This window comes from Microbacterium sp. STRO-2N, from assembly GCF_057747775.1.
In genome coordinates this window covers 1700237-1721195 of sequence record NZ_CM173223.1, presented here as the reverse complement: position 1 = coordinate 1721195, position 20959 = coordinate 1700237, and the positions used below count along the sequence as shown (strand labels likewise).

The 20959-nt window shown below is 70.2% G+C and carries 22 protein-coding genes; 7 read left to right on the top strand and 15 right to left on the bottom strand.

The features are described 5' to 3' along the window. Nucleotides 1-13: 13 nt before the first annotated feature. Nucleotides 14-934: an AEC family transporter gene (locus AC3ANN_RS08005; protein WP_488340451.1), complete on the top strand. Its 921-nt coding sequence runs from the start codon at nucleotides 14-16 to the stop codon at nucleotides 932-934. A 14-nt stretch (nucleotides 935-948) separates the two neighbouring features. On the opposite strand, the gene AC3ANN_RS08000 is transcribed toward AC3ANN_RS08005, so the two are convergent. The 3 genes from AC3ANN_RS08000 to AC3ANN_RS07990 are packed head-to-tail and all read right to left on the bottom strand — an operon-like array spanning nucleotide 949 to nucleotide 2533. Continuing rightward, the gene (locus AC3ANN_RS08000) at nucleotides 949-1221 is read right to left on the bottom strand and encodes a DUF6510 family protein (RefSeq protein ID WP_488340450.1); all 273 of its coding nucleotides are present in this window, start codon (nucleotides 1219-1221) and stop codon (nucleotides 949-951) included. Then, nucleotides 1218-1943, bottom strand: a complete 726-nt coding sequence (locus AC3ANN_RS07995) for a ferredoxin reductase (protein ID WP_488340449.1) — start codon at nucleotides 1941-1943, stop codon at nucleotides 1218-1220. The genes AC3ANN_RS08000 and AC3ANN_RS07995 overlap by 4 nt, the downstream gene beginning before the upstream one ends. Then, nucleotides 1940-2533 (bottom strand): sulfite oxidase-like oxidoreductase, encoded by a 594-nt coding sequence (locus AC3ANN_RS07990; protein ID WP_488340448.1) that lies wholly within the window; start codon nucleotides 2531-2533, stop codon nucleotides 1940-1942. Before AC3ANN_RS07990 ends, AC3ANN_RS07995 begins: the two co-directional genes overlap by 4 nt. 166 nt (nucleotides 2534-2699) lie before the next feature. Here AC3ANN_RS07990 and AC3ANN_RS07985 point away from each other — a divergent pair, with 166 nt between their 5' ends. After that, nucleotides 2700-3257 carry an HdeD family acid-resistance protein gene (locus AC3ANN_RS07985; RefSeq protein WP_488340447.1) on the top strand — a complete coding sequence of 186 codons (558 nt, stop codon included), beginning with the start codon at nucleotides 2700-2702 and terminating at the stop codon, nucleotides 3255-3257. Between the two features lie 69 nt (nucleotides 3258-3326). Here AC3ANN_RS07985 and AC3ANN_RS07980 read toward each other — a convergent pair whose 3' ends face one another. Next, nucleotides 3327-5312 (bottom strand): S9 family peptidase, encoded by a 1986-nt coding sequence (locus tag AC3ANN_RS07980; protein WP_488340446.1) that lies wholly within the window; start codon nucleotides 5310-5312, stop codon nucleotides 3327-3329. A 2-nt stretch (nucleotides 5313-5314) separates the two neighbouring features. After that, nucleotides 5315-6079, bottom strand: coding sequence for an SDR family oxidoreductase (locus AC3ANN_RS07975; RefSeq protein ID WP_488340445.1), 765 nt, complete (start codon nucleotides 6077-6079; stop codon nucleotides 5315-5317). A gap of 119 nt (nucleotides 6080-6198) precedes the next feature. Here AC3ANN_RS07975 and AC3ANN_RS07970 point away from each other — a divergent pair, with 119 nt between their 5' ends. The 4 genes from AC3ANN_RS07970 (at nucleotide 6199) to AC3ANN_RS07955 (ending at nucleotide 9055) form a co-directional block, all read left to right on the top strand. Next, nucleotides 6199-6693: an NfeD family protein gene (locus tag AC3ANN_RS07970; RefSeq protein ID WP_488340444.1), complete on the top strand. Its 495-nt coding sequence runs from the start codon at nucleotides 6199-6201 to the stop codon at nucleotides 6691-6693. Next, the gene (locus AC3ANN_RS07965; protein WP_488340443.1) at nucleotides 6686-7753 is read left to right on the top strand and encodes an SPFH domain-containing protein; all 1068 of its coding nucleotides are present in this window, start codon (nucleotides 6686-6688) and stop codon (nucleotides 7751-7753) included. The genes AC3ANN_RS07970 and AC3ANN_RS07965 overlap by 8 nt, the downstream gene beginning before the upstream one ends. Before the next feature lie 7 nt (nucleotides 7754-7760). Next, nucleotides 7761-8534 carry a glycerophosphodiester phosphodiesterase family protein gene (locus AC3ANN_RS07960; protein WP_488340442.1) on the top strand — a complete coding sequence of 258 codons (774 nt, stop codon included), beginning with the start codon at nucleotides 7761-7763 and terminating at the stop codon, nucleotides 8532-8534. Between the two features lie 137 nt (nucleotides 8535-8671). Further along, nucleotides 8672-9055 carry an RNA polymerase-binding protein RbpA gene (locus AC3ANN_RS07955; RefSeq protein WP_488340441.1) on the top strand — a complete coding sequence of 128 codons (384 nt, stop codon included), beginning with the start codon at nucleotides 8672-8674 and terminating at the stop codon, nucleotides 9053-9055. Nucleotides 9056-9082: 27 nt separating this feature from the next. On the opposite strand, the gene lnt is transcribed toward AC3ANN_RS07955, so the two are convergent. The 9 genes from lnt to AC3ANN_RS07910 all read right to left on the bottom strand — a co-directional run bounded on the left by lnt (nucleotide 9083) and on the right by AC3ANN_RS07910 (nucleotide 19123). After that, the gene (lnt, locus tag AC3ANN_RS07950; protein ID WP_488340440.1) at nucleotides 9083-10654 is read right to left on the bottom strand and encodes an apolipoprotein N-acyltransferase; all 1572 of its coding nucleotides are present in this window, start codon (nucleotides 10652-10654) and stop codon (nucleotides 9083-9085) included. A 35-nt stretch (nucleotides 10655-10689) separates the two neighbouring features. Continuing rightward, on the bottom strand, nucleotides 10690-13188 hold the full coding sequence (locus AC3ANN_RS07945) for a DEAD/DEAH box helicase (protein ID WP_488340439.1): 2499 nt from the start codon (nucleotides 13186-13188) through the stop codon (nucleotides 10690-10692). After that, on the bottom strand, nucleotides 13185-13937 hold the full coding sequence (gene tatC / locus AC3ANN_RS07940; protein ID WP_488340802.1) for a twin-arginine translocase subunit TatC: 753 nt from the start codon (nucleotides 13935-13937) through the stop codon (nucleotides 13185-13187). Before tatC ends, AC3ANN_RS07945 begins: the two co-directional genes overlap by 4 nt. A gap of 67 nt (nucleotides 13938-14004) precedes the next feature. Beyond that, nucleotides 14005-14250: a Sec-independent protein translocase subunit TatA gene (gene tatA / locus AC3ANN_RS07935; RefSeq protein WP_488340438.1), complete on the bottom strand. Its 246-nt coding sequence runs from the start codon at nucleotides 14248-14250 to the stop codon at nucleotides 14005-14007. Between the two features lie 70 nt (nucleotides 14251-14320). Further along, on the bottom strand, nucleotides 14321-15283 hold the full coding sequence (locus tag AC3ANN_RS07930) for a helix-turn-helix transcriptional regulator (protein ID WP_488340437.1): 963 nt from the start codon (nucleotides 15281-15283) through the stop codon (nucleotides 14321-14323). Beyond that, on the bottom strand, nucleotides 15280-16275 hold the full coding sequence (locus tag AC3ANN_RS07925; protein ID WP_488340436.1) for a helix-turn-helix transcriptional regulator: 996 nt from the start codon (nucleotides 16273-16275) through the stop codon (nucleotides 15280-15282). Before AC3ANN_RS07925 ends, AC3ANN_RS07930 begins: the two co-directional genes overlap by 4 nt. A 45-nt stretch (nucleotides 16276-16320) precedes the next feature. Next, nucleotides 16321-17286 (bottom strand): FKBP-type peptidyl-prolyl cis-trans isomerase, encoded by a 966-nt coding sequence (locus AC3ANN_RS07920; protein WP_488340435.1) that lies wholly within the window; start codon nucleotides 17284-17286, stop codon nucleotides 16321-16323. A gap of 128 nt (nucleotides 17287-17414) precedes the next feature. Further along, the gene (locus AC3ANN_RS07915) at nucleotides 17415-18422 is read right to left on the bottom strand and encodes a tRNA (adenine-N1)-methyltransferase (RefSeq protein WP_488340434.1); all 1008 of its coding nucleotides are present in this window, start codon (nucleotides 18420-18422) and stop codon (nucleotides 17415-17417) included. Continuing rightward, entirely contained in the window at nucleotides 18419-19123 is a 705-nt protein-coding gene (locus AC3ANN_RS07910; protein ID WP_488340433.1) for an HAD family hydrolase, read from the bottom strand. Before AC3ANN_RS07910 ends, AC3ANN_RS07915 begins: the two co-directional genes overlap by 4 nt. Before the next feature lie 90 nt (nucleotides 19124-19213). Here AC3ANN_RS07910 and AC3ANN_RS07905 point away from each other — a divergent pair, with 90 nt between their 5' ends. Beyond that, complete coding sequence (locus tag AC3ANN_RS07905) at nucleotides 19214-20083, top strand: PAC2 family protein (protein ID WP_488340432.1); 870 nt, start codon at nucleotides 19214-19216, stop codon at nucleotides 20081-20083. Between the two features lie 13 nt (nucleotides 20084-20096). Here AC3ANN_RS07905 and AC3ANN_RS07900 read toward each other — a convergent pair whose 3' ends face one another. Then, complete coding sequence (locus AC3ANN_RS07900) at nucleotides 20097-20918, bottom strand: undecaprenyl-diphosphate phosphatase (protein ID WP_488340431.1); 822 nt, start codon at nucleotides 20916-20918, stop codon at nucleotides 20097-20099. Between the last annotated feature and the right edge of the window lie 41 nt (nucleotides 20919-20959).

Here is a 20959-nt window from a genome sequence, read left to right as displayed (position 1 = left end):
CTAGGCTCGGAGCGTGCTGGAGTCGCTCACCGGGTTCGTCGTGGTGGGCGTGGCGATCGCGGTCGGCTGGATCCTCGGCCGCATCGATCTGCTGGGCGAGCACGCGCGGCCCGTGCTGGCACGCCTGACATTCTTCGTGCTCTCGCCGTTCCTCCTGTTCGTGGTGCTGGCGCAGGCCGACGTGCGGATGCTCTTCTCGGCGCTCCTCCCGGTGTCGGCCATCGCGGCGCTGACCGTGATCCTCTCCCACGCGCTCGTCGCCCGGGTCGCATGGCGGCGTTCCATCGGCGAGACCGTGATCGGCGCCCTGAGCGCCGGGCAGGTGAACGCCAACAACATCGGCATCCCGCTGTCGCTGTACCTGCTCGGCAGTGCCGCGTTCCCGGCCCCCGTGATCCTGATGCAGCTGCTGGTCTTCACGCCCATCACGATGGCGATCCTGGATGCCGTGACCACGGCACGCACGTCGCTCTGGCGCTCCGTGGCGCGCGTGGCGACGAATCCGATCGTCCTCGGCTCCGTGCTCGGCACTCTCGTCTCGGTGCTCGGGATAGAGCTGCCGCCCGTCGTGATGGAGCCCGCGCAGCTCCTGGCCGATGCGTGCGTCCCGATCCTCCTCATCGCGTACGGCATCTCGCTGCACGGTCAGCGAGTGCTCGCCCCGTCGGGCCGGCGCCGCGACATTCTGCTGGCCACGACGCTCAAGCTCGTCGCGATGCCGCTGATCGCGTGGGCGATCGCCGAGTTCGCGTTCGGACTCCCCCCGCAGGACGTGCTCATCGTCACGGTGCTGGCCGCGCTGCCGACCGCGCAGAACGTCTTCAACTACTCGCAGCGGTACGACGTCGGCGAGACGATCTCGCGCGACACGGTGTTTCTCACGACGATCGGCTGCGTGCCCGTGCTCATCCTGATCACGCTGCTGCTCGCGTGATGACCGCGACGGCGTCAGCGCCGCTCGAGCTCGCGGAGAGTCCCGATGACGAGACGGATGCCGGAGCGCGTGCGCAGCACGGTGACCAGCGTGTGCGTGCACGAGCGACAGCGGACGATCGCCGCCGTCTCGTCGAGTTCCACGACCGTCTCGGCGAGCGGCGCCGCGGTCGAGCACCCGCCGCACACGCCCACGAGCGCCGTGACGTCGTCGCCGAAGACGTCGGCGAGCATCCCCGCGGCCGCGTTGCCGTCGACGACGCTGCGTGCGTTCTCGGCTCGCATCATGCACCTCCGAAGCGTTCGGTCCTGATCCGCGCGGGCGGATGCCCGAGCCGCACGAGCGCATCGGCGACGTGCTCGACGAAGCCCGTCGGCCCGCACACGTACACGATCGGCTCGTCGCCGGCCGGCCACACGGCCTCGCCGAGTCGCTGATCGTCGAGACGGCCCACGGGCCCGTCCCACCCGGGCGGCGCGGCGCGCGTGTACACCCATGACACCGCTACTCCCCCGTCGTGCGATGCGCGCTCGAGCTCCTCGCGATATATCGCGTTCTCCGCGGCGCGTGTCGAGTACAGAAGGCGAACGGAAGCGGCGGCTCCGGCATCCGTCGCCGACCGCACCATCGCCATCAGAGGCACGACGCCCGACCCGCCCGCGATGAGCTGCACGGGCGCCTCTCCCCCTGGTCGCCATACGAAGTAGCCGCCCAGCGGACCCTTGACCTCCAGCTCATCGCCCGGGAGGACGTCGCGCACGAGGTACGGCGACACCTCGCCGTCGGGGATCTCGTCGACGCCGAGCTCGATCGTCTCGCCCGCGCCGTACGAGCCGAGCGAATACGACCGCACCGCCTGGTAGCCGTCCTCCGCCGTCAGCCGGACGTCGACGTGCTGGCCGGCGAGGTTTCCGGGCCAGCCCGGGACGGTGAGACGGAGGATGCGAGCGGACGGCGTTGCCGCGACCGTCTCGGTGACGCGCGCCGGCCGCCACCCGCCGACCGTCACCAATACCGCTCCTCGGTCCACGGGTCGCCGTGCATGTTGTAGCCGTTCTGCTCCCAGAACCCGGGCTCGTCGTCGTCCATCAACGTGAGGCCGCGCACCCATTTGGCGCTCTTCCAGAAGTAGAGGTGCGGCACGAGAAGGCGCGCGGGTCCGCCGTGCTCCGGGTCGAGCGGCTCGCCGTCGAACTCGAAGGCCACCCATGCACGGCCACCGAGAAGCTCCTCGAGCGGGATGTTCGTGGTGTAGCCGCCGTACGAGTGGGCCATCGCGTACGCGGCGTCGGTCTCGACGGCGTCGATCAGCGTGTCGAGGGAGACGCCGCGCCATGACGTGCCGAGCTTCGACCAACGCGTGACGCAGTGGATGTCGGTGTGGACGTCCTCGATCGGCAGCGCCAGGAACTCGTCCCACGACCACGAGGCGCCCCCGCCCGACTCGGTGCGGATCTCGAAGCGCCAGTCGTCGAGATCGATCCGAGGTGTCGGCCCGGCCGAGAGCACCGGGAAGTCCTCGGTCAGATACTGACCCGGCGGCAGTCGTGGGTCGCTCTCCCGACGTCGGGCGCCGAATCCCCTCGAGATGACAGCCATGGCCCCTCCTCACTCGTGCACGCTCACGGTAGCGCTCCCCCGCATCCGCCGCGATCCCGCCGACGCCGGTTAAGTCGCAACACACGAACTTTCTCTCCGCAAAGTTCGAGGACGGGTCTAAGCTTTAGCCGCATCACGTTCAGGGAACTCCCAGAAAGGACCTCCCATGTCCACCGAATCAGCGGCAGAGAAGTCGGCTGTCAACGGCATCCGCACAGCGCTCGGCGTCGGCGGCGTGCTCGCCGTCATCGTCGGCATCCTCATCCTCGTCTGGCCGGGCAAGACGGCAGCCGTCGTCGCCGCGATCATCGCGATCTACGCGATCGTCGCGGGCCTCGTCTACGCCGGGCTCGGGATCTTCTCGAAGACCAAGGGCGGTTGGGCCCGCGTCGGCCACATCCTGCTCGGCATCCTGTTCATCATCGCCGGCGTCGTCGCGCTGTTCAATCTCACGGCGAGCGTCGCCTGGCTGGCGCTGTTCATCGGAATCCTCGTCGGCATCATGTGGATCGTCGAGGGCATCGTGGCGCTCTCGACGCTCGGCGACGCCGCCTCGAAGGGGTGGTCGATCTTCTTCGCCATCCTGAGCATCATCGCGGGCATCGTGGTGCTGTTCTCCCCGCTGTGGGGCGCTGTCGTGCTGTGGTGGCTGCTGGGCATCTCGCTCATCGTCCTCGGCATCATCAACATCGTCCGCGCCTTCACGTTCAAGGGCGACCTCTGATCGACGGCTGATCGAACGACGAAGGCCCCGGAAGCTCGCGCTCCCGGGGCCTTCCTCATGCGTGCGGCGTCACTCGACCGGAAGATGCCGCTTCCACCAGTCGAGCACGGCGTCGAAGCGCTGCACGCGGTGGCGCGGCTGGCCGGAGCGGGTGAGCTCGTGGTTCTCGCCGGGGAACACGAGCAGTTCGGCCTCGGTGCCCTGTCGCTTCAGCGCGGAGTAGTAGCGCGTGGCCTGCTCGAGGGGGCAGCGGAAGTCGAGCTCGGAGTGCAGCACGAGCGTCGGCGTCGTGACCTGGCCGACCACGGCCATCGGGCTCTGGCGTGCGATGTCGTCGGCAGACACACCGACGTACTCGTCGCCGAAGAACGAGCCGATGTCGCTCGTGCCCTGGAACGACTGGGGCTCGAGGAAGCCGCGCTCGACGATCGCCCCCGCGAAGCGGTGATCGTGCGCGATCACCCACGCCGTGAGGTAGCCGCCGTACGACCCGCCCTGCACGCCGACGCGGTCGCCGTCCAGCCGGTCGTAGCTCGCGATCGCGCCCTCGAGGAAGTCGATGACGTCGGCGAAGTCGACCGTGCCCATCTGCTGACGGATGCTGCGGCCGTGGGCGCGACCGTATCCGGCCGAGCCGCGGGGATTGCAGTACACGACGGCGTAGCCGGCGTCCACGAGCACCTGCGTCTCGTCGAACAGGTGGATGCCGTACGTGGCATAAGGCCCGCCGTGGATCTGCAGGATCACCGGGAAGGGACCTTCACCCTCGGGAGCCGCGACCCAGCCGTGCACGGGGTATCCGTCGCGTCCGGTGACCGTCAGCTCCCTCGGAAGGACGATCCCGGATGCCGCGGCCGCCGCACCGAACGACGTCAGAGTGCGCGTGCCGCCGTCGCCGGTCAGCACGAGCTCGCCGTACGAGTCGGGTCGTGCCAGAGCGGCGACGATGCGGTCGCCGGCGGCGGCGTGACCGTTCACCTCGACATCTCCCCCGAGAACCTCGCTGAGCTCTCCTGCGCGCGAGACGCGCACCAGTCGCACACGCCCCCGCGTGCGGTCCTGCACGAGGAAGTCGTCGCCGAGAGGCGTGATGTGGCTCCCGACTTCGCCGAGATCGATCGTCTCAGCATCCGTGAGTCGCCGCGGGCCGTCCTCCTCGATCAGCCAGAGGCCGACGCCCGGCGCGATGAAGTCGACGCCGTCGCCGACCTCATGGGCGAGCGCTGCGATCGCGCCGTCGGGCGCGACCTCCAGTCCGTACAGCGACAGGCCCGCGTCGGTGCCCAGCACTTCGCGCTCCCCCGAGCCGTCGACCGCGACCGCGACGACGCGCGTGCGCAGGTCGCGACGGTCCGGTTCGATGTCGTCGGGAACCGTGAGCAGCTCGCGACCGTCAGCCGTGAACACCAGGCCGCCGTGCGAGGTCGTTCCCTCGGTCAGCTGCCGTGGCGCGGCTGCGACGACCGCCTTCTTCGGCGGGGTCGCGTCGTCGGGCAGCACGGCGGGCGCCGGCTCGTAGAACGGCTCGGCGTCCGTCGCGGGTGCCGCGATCAGGAAGACGTGGGCGGGGCGGTCGGCGACGTAGCCCATGCCGTTGGCATGCCAGCGGATCCCCGTGATGTGCCGAGGCGCCTCGGCCGCGGCATCCAGCCCCTCGACGCTGCCGTAGCGGCCCTTCTCGGGCACGCGCGCGAGGTAGGCGATCATCGCGCCGTCGGGCGACCACGCGAAGTCCTCTACACCGAGCACGGCGTCGGTCGCCTGGACGGGCTCGCCGCCCGATGCGTCGACGACGTGCACCTGGGGCTTGCCCTTGGCGTCGGCCCGCAGGAACGCGATGCGCGTGCCGTCGGACGACAGGCGGGGTGCGCCGTCGGCCGTTCCGCGCGTGAGGCGCCGCGGCGTGCCTTCGGGGAGCTCGATGCGCCACACCTGCCCGACGTTGCGGTTGGCGGCGATGTCGGGACGCGAGGTCGCGAAGACCGCGAACGACCCGTCGGGCGCGATCGCCGGACGCCCGACCGAGATGAGCGATTCGATGTCGTGTGCGCGCATGCTCACTCCGCCGCGAACGACGAGACGTCGCCGACGAGCCGCGTGTTGTCGGCGGGGACCGGGTCGACGGCTGCGGCGGCGACCTCGGCCGCGAACTCCGACACGTTGTAGAGCTTGCCGGCGTCCTCGCGGCGGGCGGCGATCGCTCCGGGGTTCGCGCGCTCGAGCAGGGTGGCCGTGATGGTGCCCTCGATCATGTCGCCCGACACGACGACGAACTCGATGCCGCGTTCGGCAAGCGCCGGGATCCGCTCGCGCAGGGCGTCCTCCCCCGCGCGCTTCGAGAGCGCGACCGGCTCGTACTCGGGCATCGTCGGCGTGGTGCGGATGAAGTGCGCCTGGTGACTGGTCACGAAGACCACGCGCGATCCCTCGCGCAGGAGGGGCAAGGCTGTCTCGAGCACGCGGACCTGCGCGTCGCGGTTCAGCTGCAGCGCATAATCCTCAGCCATGCCCGACTCCATGCCGCCCGACGCGTTGAGCACCAGCACGTCCAGTCCGCCGAACGCGCGCTGCACCTCGTCGAACATCGCCTGCACGGATGCGGCATCCGTGAGGTCCGCGCCGACCACCAGCACCTCGACGCCCAGCTCCCGTAGCTCGGTCGCGAGCTTCTCGGCCCGCGGCGCCTTGTTGCGGTAGTTGATCACGACGTTCGCGCCCGCCTCCGCCAAGTAGCGGGCGGTGTCGGCTCCGATGCCGCGGGACGAGCCGGTCACGAGCGCGGTCCTGCCGCTCAGCGAGCCGGGTTCGAGGGTCTGGGACATGTGTTCTGCTCCTGGATGTCGGTGCCCGGCGACGCGTTTCGGGCCGCGGTCGAGCCTATCAACCGGGGTCGTCATCGACGCGGTGTAGGGTGCCAATCAGACGCGACGAAGGGATGGCGATGCTGCCCGATCTGACCCAGTACATGTGGATCGCGTGGCTCGTGCTCGCACTGGTCTTCATCATCATCGAACTGCTGACGCTCGAGTTCACGTTCTTGATGCTCGCCGCCGGTGCGCTGATCGGCGGACTCGGCGTGAACCTGCTCGGCGGGCCGTGGTGGCTGCAGATCGGCGTGGCCGCCGCGCTGTCGGCCGTGCTGCTGTTCACGATCCGGCCCCTGCTGCTGCGGCTGCTGCATCGTGACGAACCGGACTCGCGCACGAACGTCGACGCGCTCTACGGGATGGGCGGCCGCGTGGTGCAGACCTTCGTCGACGGCGACGGATCTGTGAGGCTCGACAACGGCGAGACGTGGACCGCGCGCCTGGCGCCCTCCTCACCGACCGCACCCGACGTCGGGATGCGGGTGACGGTGCTCGCCGTGCGCGGCGCGACCGTCGAGGTCACCGCCGCGGCATCCCTCCCTGAGGAAAGGACCTCTGACAATGGTTGACGTGGGCGCATTCATCGGCCAGATCTTCGTGGTCGTGCTGCTGATCGTTCTGGCGATCTTCGTGATCGTGGTGATCTTCCGCTCGATCCGGATCATCCCGCAGGCGTACGCGGGCGTCGTGGAGCGCCTCGGGCGGTACCAGCGGACCCTCCAGCCGGGGCTCAACCTCCTCGTCCCGTTCATCGACCGACTGCGCCCGCTGGTCGACATGCGCGAGCAGGTGGTGTCCTTCCCGCCGCAGCCGGTGATCACCGAGGACAACCTCGTGGTGTCGATCGACACCGTCGTGTACTTCCAGGTGACCGACGCGCGGGCAGCGACGTACGAGATCGCGAACTACCTGAGCGCCGTCGAGCAGCTCACCACGACGACGCTGCGCAACGTCGTCGGGGGGCTGAACCTCGAAGAGGCGCTGACGAGCCGCGACAACATCAACGGACAGCTGCGCGTCGTCCTCGACGAGGCGACGGGCAAGTGGGGTCTGCGGGTCTCCCGCGTCGAGCTCAAGGCGATCGATCCGCCCCTGTCGATCCAGGACTCGATGGAGAAGCAGATGCGCGCCGAGCGCGACCGCCGCGCGGCGATCCTCACGGCCGAGGGCTCGAAGCAGTCGCAGATCCTCGAGGCCGAGGGTCGGCGCCAGGCCGAGATCCTCCGCGCGGAGGGCGACAAGCAGGCGGCCGTGCTCCGCGCCCAGGGCGAGGCCGAGGCCATCGAGATGGTCTTCAGCGCGATCCACGTGGGCGACCCCGACGACAAGCTGCTCGCCTACCAGTACCTGCAGACCCTGCCGAAGATCGCCGAGAGCGCGTCCAGCAAGATGTGGATCATCCCGAGCGAGTTCACCGAGGCGCTGAAGGGCATCGGCGACGCGTTCGGCGGCCGCGCCGCGGCCGGTCCGCGCCGCGAGGCCGGCGAGCGCCCGACATGGGAGTCGACCGGCGGAAAGACGGCGGAGGAAGCGGTCGCCGCCGCACGCGCGGCCGCGTCCGCCGCCGACGACATCGCGAACGAGGCGATGGCGGCCAGGACGGACCTTCCCCCCACCGACCAGCGCTGAGTCCTGCATGCATCCGTGGTTCCAGGGCATCGCCCTGCCTCGCGTGCTGGCGCATCGCGGGCTCGTGACACCGGGCGATGCGGCTGACGGCATCGTCGAGAACTCTTTCGCCGCCGTCGCAGCGGCGCACTCCGCCGGCGCGCGCTACGTCGAGTCCGACTGCCACCTCACGGCGGACGGCGTCGTCGTGCTGTTCCACGACGACGACCTGTCGCGCGTCACCGGCGATCCCCGCAAGGTCGCACAGGTCACGGCGCGCGAGCTGGAGGAGCTCATGTCGGGGCGGGGCGGGCTCATCACCCTCGTCCAGGCCCTCGACGCATTCCCCACGATGCGCTTCAACCTGGATGTGAAGGCGACGGATGCCGCAGCCGCCGTCGGCGCCGCCGTCGCCGCCCACGGCGATCGGGTGCTCGTCACGAGCTTCTCCGATGCACGGCGGCGGGCCGCCCTGACCGCCGCGCACGCCGAGGGACGCGGCATCCGTCCCGCGACATCGGGAGGCAGCGCGACCGTCGCGCGCGTGCTCGCGGCGGTCGCGTCGCGGTCGGACCGCCTGGTGGCGCGCGCCCTCGCGGGGGTCGACGCGCTCCAGGTGCCCGAGCGTCAGGGGCACCTCCGCGTCGTCACGCCACGACTCATCGCCGCCGCTCACCGCCATGGCGTGGAAGTGCACGTGTGGACGATCAACGACCCCGAAGACATGCGGAGGCTCGTCGCGATCGGCGTCGACGGCGTCGTCACCGATCGCGCAGACATCGCGCTGAAGACGTTAGCCTGAGAGGACCCGATACCAGCGCGGAAAACATCCGCGCGCCCCGCTGTGCATCCACTGTGAAACCCCGAGCAACTCCATCCGTTCGGATGATCCGCTCAGGTCTCACCGTTATACCTGTACAGCGACGAGAGGACCACACAATGGCAGACCGCAGTCTGCGCGGCATCCGACTCGGCGCCCAGAGCCTACAGAGCGAAGAGGGCGTCGTGTTCCATGAGCGCGCACAGCACACGTACACGTGCACGTCTTGCGGACGTGACACCACCCTGACCTTCGCGGCCGATGCCGAGGTTCCCCCGGCATGGGAGTGCCGTACATGCGGCGCCGAGGCGCTGCTGCGCGTCGGCGAAGGCACCGCCACCGTCGACCACTCGGGCGACAAGACGCCCCGCAGCCACTGGGACATGCTGCTCGAGCGCCGCACGATCCCCGAGCTCGAGGAGCTGCTCGAAGAGCGACTCGCCTACGTGCGCGCGCGCCGTGGCGCCGGTGAGGACATGACGGTCGACAAGCTCAGCGCCTGACGACGCGTCCCCCGCGCAACGCCGGCCCTACGGGGTCGGCGTTTTCGCGTTCCGACCACGGCGCAGCCCGAGCAGCGCACCGATCGTGGCCAGCGCCAGGACGCTCCCCCACGACAGCACCGCGTCGATCCACGGACCGAGGACCACCGCCGGTGTGAGCCCCGTGCGCAGCGGCACATCGGTCAGCATGCTGCCGGGCTCGTCTGCGGGCAGACCGTCGATCGTGGTGCCGTCGGGAGCGATGACCTGGCTCGTGCCCACCGTCGAGAGGTTCACGACCGCGCGACCGGTCTCGATCGCCCGCAGCCGCGCGACGGCCAGCTGCTGCAGATTCTCGTCGGTGCCGCGGAAGTCGGCGTTGTTCGTCTGGAAGAGATAGACCTCGGCCCCGTCGGCGGCGCCCTCCCAGATCAGGGCGTCGTAGATGACGTCGAAGCAGATCGCGAGACCCGCGACCGTGCCGTCGATGTCGAAGACCGGAGGGTTGGTCCCCGGCGTGTAGTCGCGCCCGATCATCCCGATGAGGTCGGGGGCGATGGCGGCGTAGAAGTCCCGGTCGGGGACGTATTCGCCGAAGGGCACCGGGTTGCGCTTGTCGTACGTCTGCTCCACACCCGCGCCGTCCTGCCAGACGAACGACATGTTGAAGTAGTCCTCGCCGCGCAGGTCGATGCGATTGGCCACCAGTGGCGCGCCGAGCTCCCGCGAGACCCTGTCGAGCGCCGCCGCGGCTCCCCGTGACTCGGCCGGGTCCACGTCCACGCTCCCCTCGGGCCACAGCACGACATCGACATCGTCTTCGCCGAAGAGCGGAAGCGTCGCGTCGTACTGGGACTCGAGCACGTCTCCGGCACGGCGTTCGTCGAAGTACCCCGCGGGTCCGTTGCCCTGCACGCTCGCGACCCGCATCGTCCCCGACGGGGTGGTGGCCCATGCAGGCACGACGGCGAATGCCGCGGCGAGCGTCGCCAGGAGGGCGACCGGGAGCAGACGACGGATGCCGCGGCGACGCCCGGCGCGCGGCATCCGCACCATCTCGATCGCGGCCGCGACGAGTGCGACGACGAGGAACGTGACCCCGGCCGTACCCGTCCACGAGACGACCTCGGCGAACGGCCCGCTCACCTGGCTCGTCCCGACGCGGCCCCACGGGAATCCGCCGTACGGGAACCCGCCGATGACGGCCTCTCGTGCCGTCCACAGGCCCGCCACGAGGACGGGCGTCAGCAGCATCCGCCCACGCCGCGACATCGTGATGCGAGGCACCCAGCGGTAGGCCAATGCGATGAGGACCGCCCCCGCGGCGACGAAGAGGGACTCGAACCCCGAGAGCGCCAGCCACGGCACAGGCCCCACCCACTCGGCGGTGAAGTTCACGTTCAGGAGGTAGAACGAGAGGCCGTAAGCGAGGCCGGCGAGCAGCGCGCCACCCACGCTGCGTCCCACGAGGGAGACCAGTGCGAGCGCCACCGAGACGAACGCCATGGGCCACCACGCGACCGACGGGAACGCGACGTCGAGGAGCACGCCTCCCGCGGTCGAGGCGAGCACAGCGGCCCACAGCGGCAGGAGGGGGCGCGGTGGAGCGTCTTCGGGCACGCAGACAACCCTAAGCGAGCGCCGCGGCGGTGAGCTCAGACACCGGAGTAGGCGACGATGCCGCGCCGCACGGCATCGAGAGCCCTGCGCGCGGTCCCCGCGATCGGCTGGTCGGCGACGAGCGACAGCTGATCGAGCAGATCGATGGTCTGCTTCGCCCAGCGCACGAAGTCGCCCGCCGCCATGTCGGCTTCACTGAGCACGCGATCGAGCATGCCGCCGCGCGCCCAGGTGTGCATCGCGGTCGCGAGTCCCGACGAGATCGGCTCCGAACCCGGGAGGTGGTTCTCCCGCTCCAGGTCGTCGAGTCGCTGCCACAGGTCGAGGGTCGCGGTGAACGCGCCGCGGAAGGCGCCACGCGGCAGCCCGCGTTCGCCCGGGCCGCTGTCGTCACGGCGAGGCTCGTAGACCAACGAACACGCCAGCGCGGCCAGGGACGCGGCATCCAGGTCCTTCCAGAGCCCTCGTCGCAACGACTCCGCCACCAGCAGATCGCGCTCGCCGTAGATGCGCCGCATCGTGCGGCCCGCGGGCGTGAGCGCGGCGGTGCCGTCGTCCGCGACCTGCACGTAATCCAGCTCGCCGAGCACGTCGACGACGTGATCGAAGATGCGCGCCACCGTGCCGGTGCGGGTCTCGATCTGCTGGCGCAGCTTGTCGACCTGGCGCTTCATCTTCCAATAGCGCTCGGCCCACCGAGCGTGATGCTCCCGGTCGGGACACCCGTGACACGGATGCCGCTGCATCCGCTTGCGCAGGCTCGAGATGTGGCGCTGCCGCTCGTCGCGCGTGCGGCGCGACGCGTTCGCGTCCTTGCGGTTGAGCTTCTCGACGTCGCTGAGCTCCCGCCGGATCGAGGAGTACTCGGTGAAGTCGCCGCGATCGCAGGTCATGGCGTTCTGGTAGCCGGCGAGGGTCTGCTCCTGGTCGCGCACCTGGCGCGCGAGGCCGACCACCGCGCGGTCGGCCTGGAACTGCGCGAAAGAGGATTCCAGGATCTCGCGGGCGCGTGCCCGGCCGAACTGGTCGATGAGGTTCACGGCCATGTTGTACGTAGGGCGGAAGCTCGAGTTCAGGGGGTACGTGCGCCGGGAGGCCAGCGCGGCCACCGCCTGCGGATCGAGTCCTTCGGTCCACTGGATGACCGCGTGCCCTTCGACGTCGATGCCGCGGCGCCCGGCGCGCCCGGTCAGCTGCGTGTACTCCCCCGACGTGATGGCCACACGGGCTTCGCCGTTGAACTTCTCGAGCTTCTCGAGCACGACGGTGCGCGCGGGCATGTTGATGCCGAGCGCGAGGGTCTCGGTGGCGAAGACGACCTTGACGAGCTTGCGCTGGAACAGTTCCTCGACGACCTCTTTGAAGGCGGGCAGCAGCCCGGCATGGTGGGAGGCGACGCCGCGCTCGAGGTTGTCGAGCCATTGCCAGTATCCGAGCACCGCCAGGTCTTCCTCGGGAAGCGTGCGGGTGCGGTCCTCGACGATCGCGCGGATCTCGCGACGTTCGTCCTGCGACGTCAGGCGCACACCGCCCCGACGCACCTGCTGCACGGCCGCGTCGCACCCGGCCCGGCTGAAGATGAAGAAGATGGCGGGCAGGAGGTTCGATCGCGAGAGCAGCTCGACGACGTCCGGCCGGTCGAGCCGTTCGACGCGCTGGACGTTCGCGGAGCGCACCGGCCGCTTCATGCCCCGGTTCGGACGGCGGCGGGATGCCTCGTACCCGGCGTGCCGCGCGCTGTTCGCGGCCTGCACGCGGCGGTTGTTGTCGAAGTTCGAGCCCTTGAAGGAGCGGATGCGCATGAGCTCCTGGTTGACCTGCGCCGTCGCGACGCCCGCACGGTCGTCGAACAGCGGCAGGAGATCACCGCGCACCAGGACGTGCTGCTCGAGCGGGACAGGACGGGTCTCGGACACGATCACCTCGGTGTCGCCCCGGACGGTGTCGAGCCAGTCGCCGAACTCCTCGGCGTTCGACACCGTCGCCGACAGCGACACGAGCCGCACGCTCGGCGCGAGGTGGATGATGACCTCCTCCCACACTGCGCCGCGGAACCGATCGGCGAGGTAGTGCACCTCGTCCATGACGACATAGCGCAGGCCCCGCAGCGCCGGAGAGTCGGCGTACAGCATGTTGCGGAGCACTTCGGTGGTCATGACCACCACGCGGGCATTGCCGTTGATGTTGGTGTCGCCGGTGAGGAGCCCGACCTCGTCGGGGCCGTAGACCTCCTGCAGCTCGCGGAACTTCTGGTTCGACAGAGCCTTCATGGGCGTCGTGTAGAACGCCTTGTCGCCGGGCTCGCGCATCGCCAGGTGCACCGCGAACTCGCCGACGATCGTCTTGCCGGCCCCCGTGGGGGCAGCGACCAGGACGCTGCGGCCGTTCTCGAGGGCACGGCATCCGGCGAGCTGGAACGGATCGAGCGAGAACCGCTGCGAAGCCGCGAAGGCGGCGGTGATCGGATGGCTCCGGTCGAGCTCGGCGGCGTCACGCGCGTGCGCATACCGCTCGGCGGGACCGGGTTCGATCATGCGCCCGGCTCCGGGGGCAGGATGCTCGCGTTGCGCTTCGCCTTCCGCCTGTCGAAGAGCATCGACAGGCCGGCGGCAGCGAAGAAGAGGACGACGAGGATGCCGGCCAGCATCAGCATGCTGACGACATCGGCGGCAGGCGTGGCCAGGGCCGCGAATGCCGTCGCGACCAGCACCGCGACGCGCCAGCCCTTCACGATCGCGCGGCCCGACATGATCCCCGCCAGGTTGAGGGCGACGAGGAAGACGGGGAGCACGAACGAGACGCCGATCACGATCATGAGCTTGAAGACGAAGTCGTAGTACTCCGCCGCGGCGTAGAAGTTCACGCCGCCTTCCGGGGTGAAGCCCCACATGAGCTCGATCACGTGGGGCACGATGAGCACGCCGATGTAGCAGCCGGCGAAAAAGAGGGGCACCGCCGCGGCGACGAAGCCCACGGTGTAGCGGATCTCCTTGCGGGTGAGCCCCGGCATGATGAACGCCCAGATCTGCCACAGCCAGATCGGCGCCGACAGGAACAGGCCGATCGAGAACGCGATGCGCATGCGCAGGTCGAAGCTCGACGTGACGGTAGCGAAGTTCAGCGCCGCGTCGCCGCGTTCCTTCGCGATCTGATCGATCGGCTGGGTGATCCAGTGGATGATCGGGTCGGTGATGATGAACGCGACCACCATGCCTGCGAGCAGGCCGATCGCGGCGAAGACGAGGCGCTTCCGCAGCTCGAGCAGGTGCTGGCCGAGCGACATCCGCTTGTCGTGCTTAGGCGCCTCCGGACCGTCGATCGGCGCGGAGCCGGTAGCGGCCACCATTCCGCTACGACTTGGAATCGGGCGTGCCGTCAGTGGTGCCGGATGCAGCGGAGGGGGTCGCGTCGACCACGGTGGAGGACGTGCCGTCGGCGGGCTTGTCCTCCTCCTTCATCGCCTTCATCTCACCCTTGAACACGCGGGCGGACTGGCCCATGCTCTTCGCCAGCGCCGGCAGCTTCGCCGCGCCGAACAGCAAGAGGATGACGACGAGCAGGATCAGCAGGTGCCAGCCGTTCAGATTGCCCAACATGAGGTGCTCCGTCGTTCGCTTCAGTGAGGACGGGTCCAGTCTAACCACGCCGTCGGCGGGATCGGACCGCTCAGCGGTACTGCGCGAGTCCCGCCTCCGCCCACTCGGCGACTGCCCGCCGGGCGGCGGGCGGCTCGAGCACCTCGACGATGCCGCCGCGGCGCGCGGCGAGTCGGCGGAGGCTGAGCTCGTCCGCCACCCGCATGGTGGCGACGGTCATGCCGTCGGCCGTCTGGAGGGCGGCGCGCTCGAGGTAGTCGCCGAGGAGCGGCGCCATCGACTCGGGGAACCGGACGCGCGCGACGACGTCGCCCGCTGGCGTCGAGAACCAGTCCGGTGCCGGGTCGCCCGCGTGGGTGATCGGGATGTCGGTGAGCTCGAGGGCGCTGACCCGGTCGAGGTGGAACGTGCGCATCGCCTCGCGCAGGTGGCACCAGCCCTGCAGGTACCACTGGCCGCTCGCGATGTGCACCTTCACGGGGTCGACCGTGCGCGTCGTGGGCGCGGCATCCGGCGCCTTATAGGTGAACGAGACCGCCACCCGCCGGCGCAGCGCCTCGGCGACGAGATCGCGCACGGCGTCGACGGGCTCGGGCGCGAGGATGACCTCCGCGGGGGTCGCCGACGCGCCGCGCGACAGCTTGGCCAGCAGGCCCCCGTAGAGCTCGGTGTCGCCGACTCCGGGGATCGACCGGGCAAGCTGCAGCCCCGCGAGGAGCGCCGCCGCCTCACGCGCCGTCAGCTTCGGGGACCGCTCCAGAGCGACCGAGTTGGTGATGACGATGACGTCCTGCTCGTCGAGCAGATCCCAGTCGATGTCGAACAGGTCGTTGGCCATCTGCCAGTAGCCGCGCTCGCCGGGGAGGCCGATCACGGTCAGCTTCTCGACCATCGAGCGCATCTGCTCGGGCGTGACGTCGAACTCGGCGGCCGCCTCGGCGAGCGACACCTCGCCCTTGCCGACGAGATACGGCACGAGCTGGAGCATGAGCGCGGCGCGATCGGTCGCGACGAGCGGGCGTCGGGCGGTCATGCGACACCTCCGTGCAGGTCGCGCGTCGCCGCGAGCCGCTCGATGACGCGGTCGCGAAGACCGGCGGGCTCGACGACGCGCACCTCGGGGCCGTACGAGGCGAGCTCGTCCGCGAAGATCTGAGCGTCGACGTACGACACGTGGATCCCCTGCTCGGCCGGACGGGCCCGGCGCGCGAGGCGCAGTGCGGCCTCGGTGCCGGGATTGACCTCCAGAAGCGCGATGTTGCGCGCGGCGACCTCTTCGAGCCCGGCGAGAGCGCGCTCCCCCGCTCCCTCGCGCAGCGCGGGATCGAACGCGACGCGCGTCACCGCCACGGGGCCGACGATGCGCGAGATCAGGAACGTGCGGTCGGCGTGCGCATCCTGATCGATGCCGAAGACATGCCAGCGACCCTCGTATTCCACGAGCGCGAGCGGTTGCACGCGCCGCGTGCGCGGCGTGCTCTCGCCCGGCTTCAGATATGGGAACGTCACGACGCGGCTCTGCTCGATCGCCTGCTGCAGCGGCAGGAAAGCCGGTTCGTGGACGGACAGACGCGGCGAGAACCCGATGATCGGCTCGTCGACCAGATCGCCCAGGGCGCGGATCTTGCGCAGTCCGCTGCGCGCGTCGTCCGACATGGAGCTCTCGCTCCACACGCCGCCCGCGAGGTTGAGCAGAGCCAGCTCGGCGGGAGTGAACTCGATGTCTTCGGGAAGCTCGTACTCGGCGCTGGGCACCCGGTAGCGCGCCTCGCGCAGATCGTCGGGATCGGCCCAGTCGCCGATCGTCTCGATCGGCACGCCGAGGCCGCGGAGCGCCTCCTTGTCGCGCTCGAACATCTTCTCGAGCGCGTCCTTGGACGCCCCCGCCTCGCTCTGCTCGCGATAGCCCGCGACCGACGTGAGGATGGTGTCCTTGGTCAGCCCCTGATCGGTCGCGATGAGCGCGACCACGAGGTTGACCAGGCGCTCCTCAGGCGGGATCTTCGAGGTCGCAGTGGCAGGCACTCGCCCATCTTAGGTCCGGATCCGGGCTGCGTACCCGAGCCGCGCTCAGGCCGGCGGTGCGGCGTCGATTCCGAGGATGTCGATCACGAACACGAGCGTGGAACCGGCCGGGATCGCCCCCTGGTCCTGGTCGCCGTAGCCGAGATCGGGCGGAATCACGACCAGCACCTGCGATCCGACCGTCTGCCCCTCGAGGGCGTCGGCGAAGCCGGGCACGACCGAGTCGAGCGTCAGCGACGCGGCCTCGCCGTCCCACGTGCTGTCGAACGCCTCGTCCTCGCCCCACACCACGCCGGTGTAGTGGACGCGCACGGGGTCGTCGCCGGTGACCTCGGGGCCTTCGCCCTTCTTCAGGGTCTGGACGACGAGTTCCTCGGGAGCGGCGCCCTCGGGGATGATGAGGCCGGGGCGGCCGTCCGGGGCCCGCACGACGCTGGGCAGACCGAACCCGCTGTTGAACTGGTTCGCGCCGTTCGCCGCCGGCAGATACACCTTGCGGATGTCGATCACTGCGACGGCGGACTCATCCTCGGCGAGCCCGAAGCTCGACGCGACCTCGGCGCTCATGTCCTCGGGCGAGAGCGCGACCGCGATGCGGGATCCGTCGGTGGCGCAGTGCAGCGCCTCCTCGAAGCCCGGGAAGTTCTGCGTCCACTGCGACGTCGAAGTCACCCGCGACAGGTCGCCGTCGTACGCGGTGGCGACGATCGGCTCGCCGGTTTCGCCGTTGAAGACCGCGACGTCGACGACCATCATCTGGTTCGGCGCGGTGATCGCCGTCCCCTCACCCGTGACGACGTCCTCGTAAGCGAGGTGGGGCGCCTTCAGCGGCGTGTACACGTCGACCTCGGGTTCGGCATCCGTCTCCCCCTCGACCGTGATGAGGTCCATCACGTCCGGGTCGGAGACGGCGGGGCGCGAGCAGTCGGAGGCGCCCGGCATCAACGAGCAGCCGGCGAGGCCGAGCGTCGTCAGGCCGAGGACGGCGAGGGCAGCGGGGATCTTGCGCACCGGAACAGTCTAGACGCGCGCCGGGTCAATGCCGGTTCGGGCACCGACAGAGCCCGGTACCGGGAACGACGGCGTTGACGCGGCTCGGGTCTAGGTCGAGTAGCGAGGAACGAGCGTATCGAGACCTTTCAGTCGGAGTCGTCCGCGCCGCCTTCACGGCCGGATGCCTGCCGCGCGCCCTCGGCCGCGCGCTGCGCCTCGCGCACGCGCTTGCGGAGGTTCTTGTCGGTGATCTCGCGGTCGCCGACGGCTCCGGGCGTCCACAGCTCCACGTCCTCGTCGCCGTAGCTCGACTTGGACGCGCGGCGCTTGACCTCGGGCGGCACCGCGCCGGGCGCGAGCCGCCGCGCCCACACGAGGAACCCGGTGTGGGCGACCATGCGGTGATCCGGCCGCACCGCGAGGCCCTCGACGTGCCAGCCGCGCACCATCGTCTCGTTCGCATCGGGTTCGGTGAACAGGCCCGTGGCCCTGATGTACTCGGCGACGCGGCTGAGCTGGGTGGCCGTCGCGACGTAGCAGACCACCACGCCGCCGGGCGTGAGGGCGTCCGCGACCGCGTCGATGCACTCCCACGGTGCGAGCATGTCGAGCACGACTCGGTCGACGGATGCCGCGGCCACCGTGCGCGGCAGGTCCTGGGCCAGATCGCCCACCACGACGTCCCAGTTCGGCGACACCGCGCCGGTGAACGTCTCGACGTTCGCCCGCGCCACCTCGGCGAAGTCCTCGCGCCGTTCGAACGACACGAGACGGCCCTCGGCGCCGATCGCCCGCAGCAGCCACAGCGAGAGCGCGCCCGAGCCCACGCCCGCTTCCACGACCGTGGCCCCGGGGAAGATGTCGGCTTCGGCGAGGATCTGCGCGGCATCCTTCGGGTACACGATCGCCGCGCCGCGCGGCATCGACATCACGAAGTCGCGCAGGAGGGGCCGCAGCGCGAGGTACTCGTGGCCGCCGCTGTTGGCGACGACCGATCCGTCCGGCTGACCGACGAGCTCCGAGTGCTTCAGGACGCCGTGGTGCGTGTGCAGCTCACCGCCCTCGCGCAGGGTGATCGTGTGAAGCCGTCCTTTCGGACCCGTCAGCTGGACACGGTCGCCGAGGCGGAACGGGCCCCGGGGCTGCGCGGTCATCGGGCGGCCCCTTCCGCTGCGGCGTGCGCGGCGCCGGCGCGGTGCGACGCGTGGAACTCGGCGACGTGGCCGACGGTGCGCCCTTCGAGCGTGGGCCAGATCTCGTGCGCGCCCGCACCGGCGAGCGACACCATCAGCGGGACGCCGATGACGGCTGCCCCCGACGCCACGGCGGACCTCAGCCCGTTCGGCGAGTCCTCGATCGCGACGACCTCCTCGGGTGCGACGCCGAGGGCCTCGCACGCCTGCAGGTAGGGATCCGGGAACGGCTTCGGGCGCGTCGCGTCATCACCTGCGATGATCACGTCGAACGCGTCGAAGTCGATGAGGTCGACCACCGTGGTCGCCATGCGGCGCATCGACATCGTGACGAGACCGGTCTTCACGCCGGATTCGCGCAGGCTCGCCAGCAGCTCTCGAGCCCCGGGACGGAATGGCACGCCGGTCGCCGCGAGCTGACGCATGACCTCGTCGGTGAGGTGGTCGATGATGCCGTCGACGCTCATGCGGACGCCGGTCGCCTGCAGGATGCGCGCCGAGTCCTCGAGGCCGAGGCCCACCAGGCTCAGCGCCTGCTCGTGCGACCACGTGCCGCCGAAGCGCTCGATGAGGGGGGTCTCGGCCGCCATCCAGTAGGGCTCGGTGTCGACGAGGGTTCCGTCCATGTCCCACAGGACAGCCGCAAGGCGTGGCGCATTCACCGTGCAATCCTACCGACGGGCGACGGAGCCCCCGCGGGGACCGGGGCCTATCCTGGAGGGAACCCCTCTCGCCGGGGTGAAGGAGGTCTCGTGGACGGACTGGGTCGCCGTGTTCTGGTCGCCGCATTCGACGGCTGGAACGACGCGGGCGAAGCCGCGTCGTCGGCCATCACGCACCTGCGCGAGGGCGGGACGTACGAGACGGTGTTCACCGTCGACCCCGAGCTGTACTTCGACTACCAGTACACGCGCCCGCACGTCGCCACCGATGGCGAGGGCCACCGCACGCTCCGCTGGCCCGAGGCGACGCTGCTCCGCCCGGCGCGAGCCACGCGCGGCACCCAGCTCTGGCTGCTCACCGGCGTGGAGCCGGCCCGCGCGTGGCAGGCGTTCGCGTCGGAGTTCGTCGACGTCGCCCTGCGCGAGGACATCACCGGATTCGTCGCGATCGGGTCGATGATGTCCGACGTGCCGCACACGCGACCGATCTCGGTGTTCGCCGGCAGCGACAACGAGGCGCTCCGTGGCGCGCTCGATCTCGAGCGCAGCACCTACGAGGGGCCGGTCGGCATCCTGAGCGTGCTCGGCCACGTCGCCGAGACGGCGGGCATCCCCACCGCGGCCCTGTGGGCGAGCGTGCCGCACTACGTCGCTGGTCACACGCCGTCACCCAAGGCCACCCTGGCCCTGCTCGACAAGCTCGAGGACCTCACCGGCGCCCCCGTCCCGCGGGGCGAGCTCGCGACCGAGGCGGCCGCGTGGGAGGCATCGATCGATGCCGCGGCGGCCGACGACGAGGAGATGACGGAGTACATCCGCCAGCTCGAGCGCACGCGCGACACGTGGGACTCCCCCGAGGCCTCCGGTGACGCGATCGCGCAGGAGTTCGAGCGCTACCTGCGGCGCGGCGGCGACGGGCCCACCAAGCCCGGCCGCGACGACCCGCGTTCCGGGCGATGAGCCGGAGCTGCAGTCACGCCTGGATGGCGCCGATGCTGAGCAGTACGAGCAGCAGCGATCCGAGCGCCACGCGGTAGACCACGAACGGCAGGAAGCTGTGCTTCGAGATCCAGTTCATGAAGAACGCGATCACGCCCAGAGCCACGACGAACGCCACGCCGGTGGCGACGGCCGTCTCGCCGAGAGTGAACACACCCGGGGTGTCCCAGTGCTTGAACAGCTGGTAGAAGCCGCTGCCGAAGACGGCCGGGATGGCCAGCAGGAAGGCGTATCGCGCCGCCGCGGACCGCTCGTAGCCCATGAAGAGCCCGGCCGTGATCGTGCCGCCCGAGCGTGAGACACCCGGAACGAGGGCGAGCGACTGCGCCAGGCCGAAGACGACGCCGTGGCCGACGGTGATGTCCTGCAGCTTGCGCTTCTTCGCGCCGACGTGATCGGCGATGCCCAGCAGCACGCCGAAGAAGATGAGCATGCCGGCGACGAGCCACAGCGACCGCAGGGTGGTCTCGATCTGATCCTGGAACAGCAGCCCGAGCACGACGATCGGGATGCTGCCGACGATGATGAGCCAGCCCATCTTCGCGTCCGGGTCGTTGCGCGGGATGCGTCCGAAGAGCGCCCGGAACCAGTGGCCGATGATCCGCACGATGTCTCGCCAGAAGAACACCACGACCGCGGCCTCGGTGCCGATCTGGGTGATGGCGGTGAACGCCGCACCCGGATCCTGCGCCGACGGCAGGAACTCGCCGAGGATGCGCAGGTGCGCGCTCGACGAGATCGGCAGGAACTCGGTCAGGCCCTGGACGAAGCCGAGGATGATCGCCTCGAGAAGCATGGGCGCCTTTCAGCTCTCACGACGACGGATGCCGCGACCCG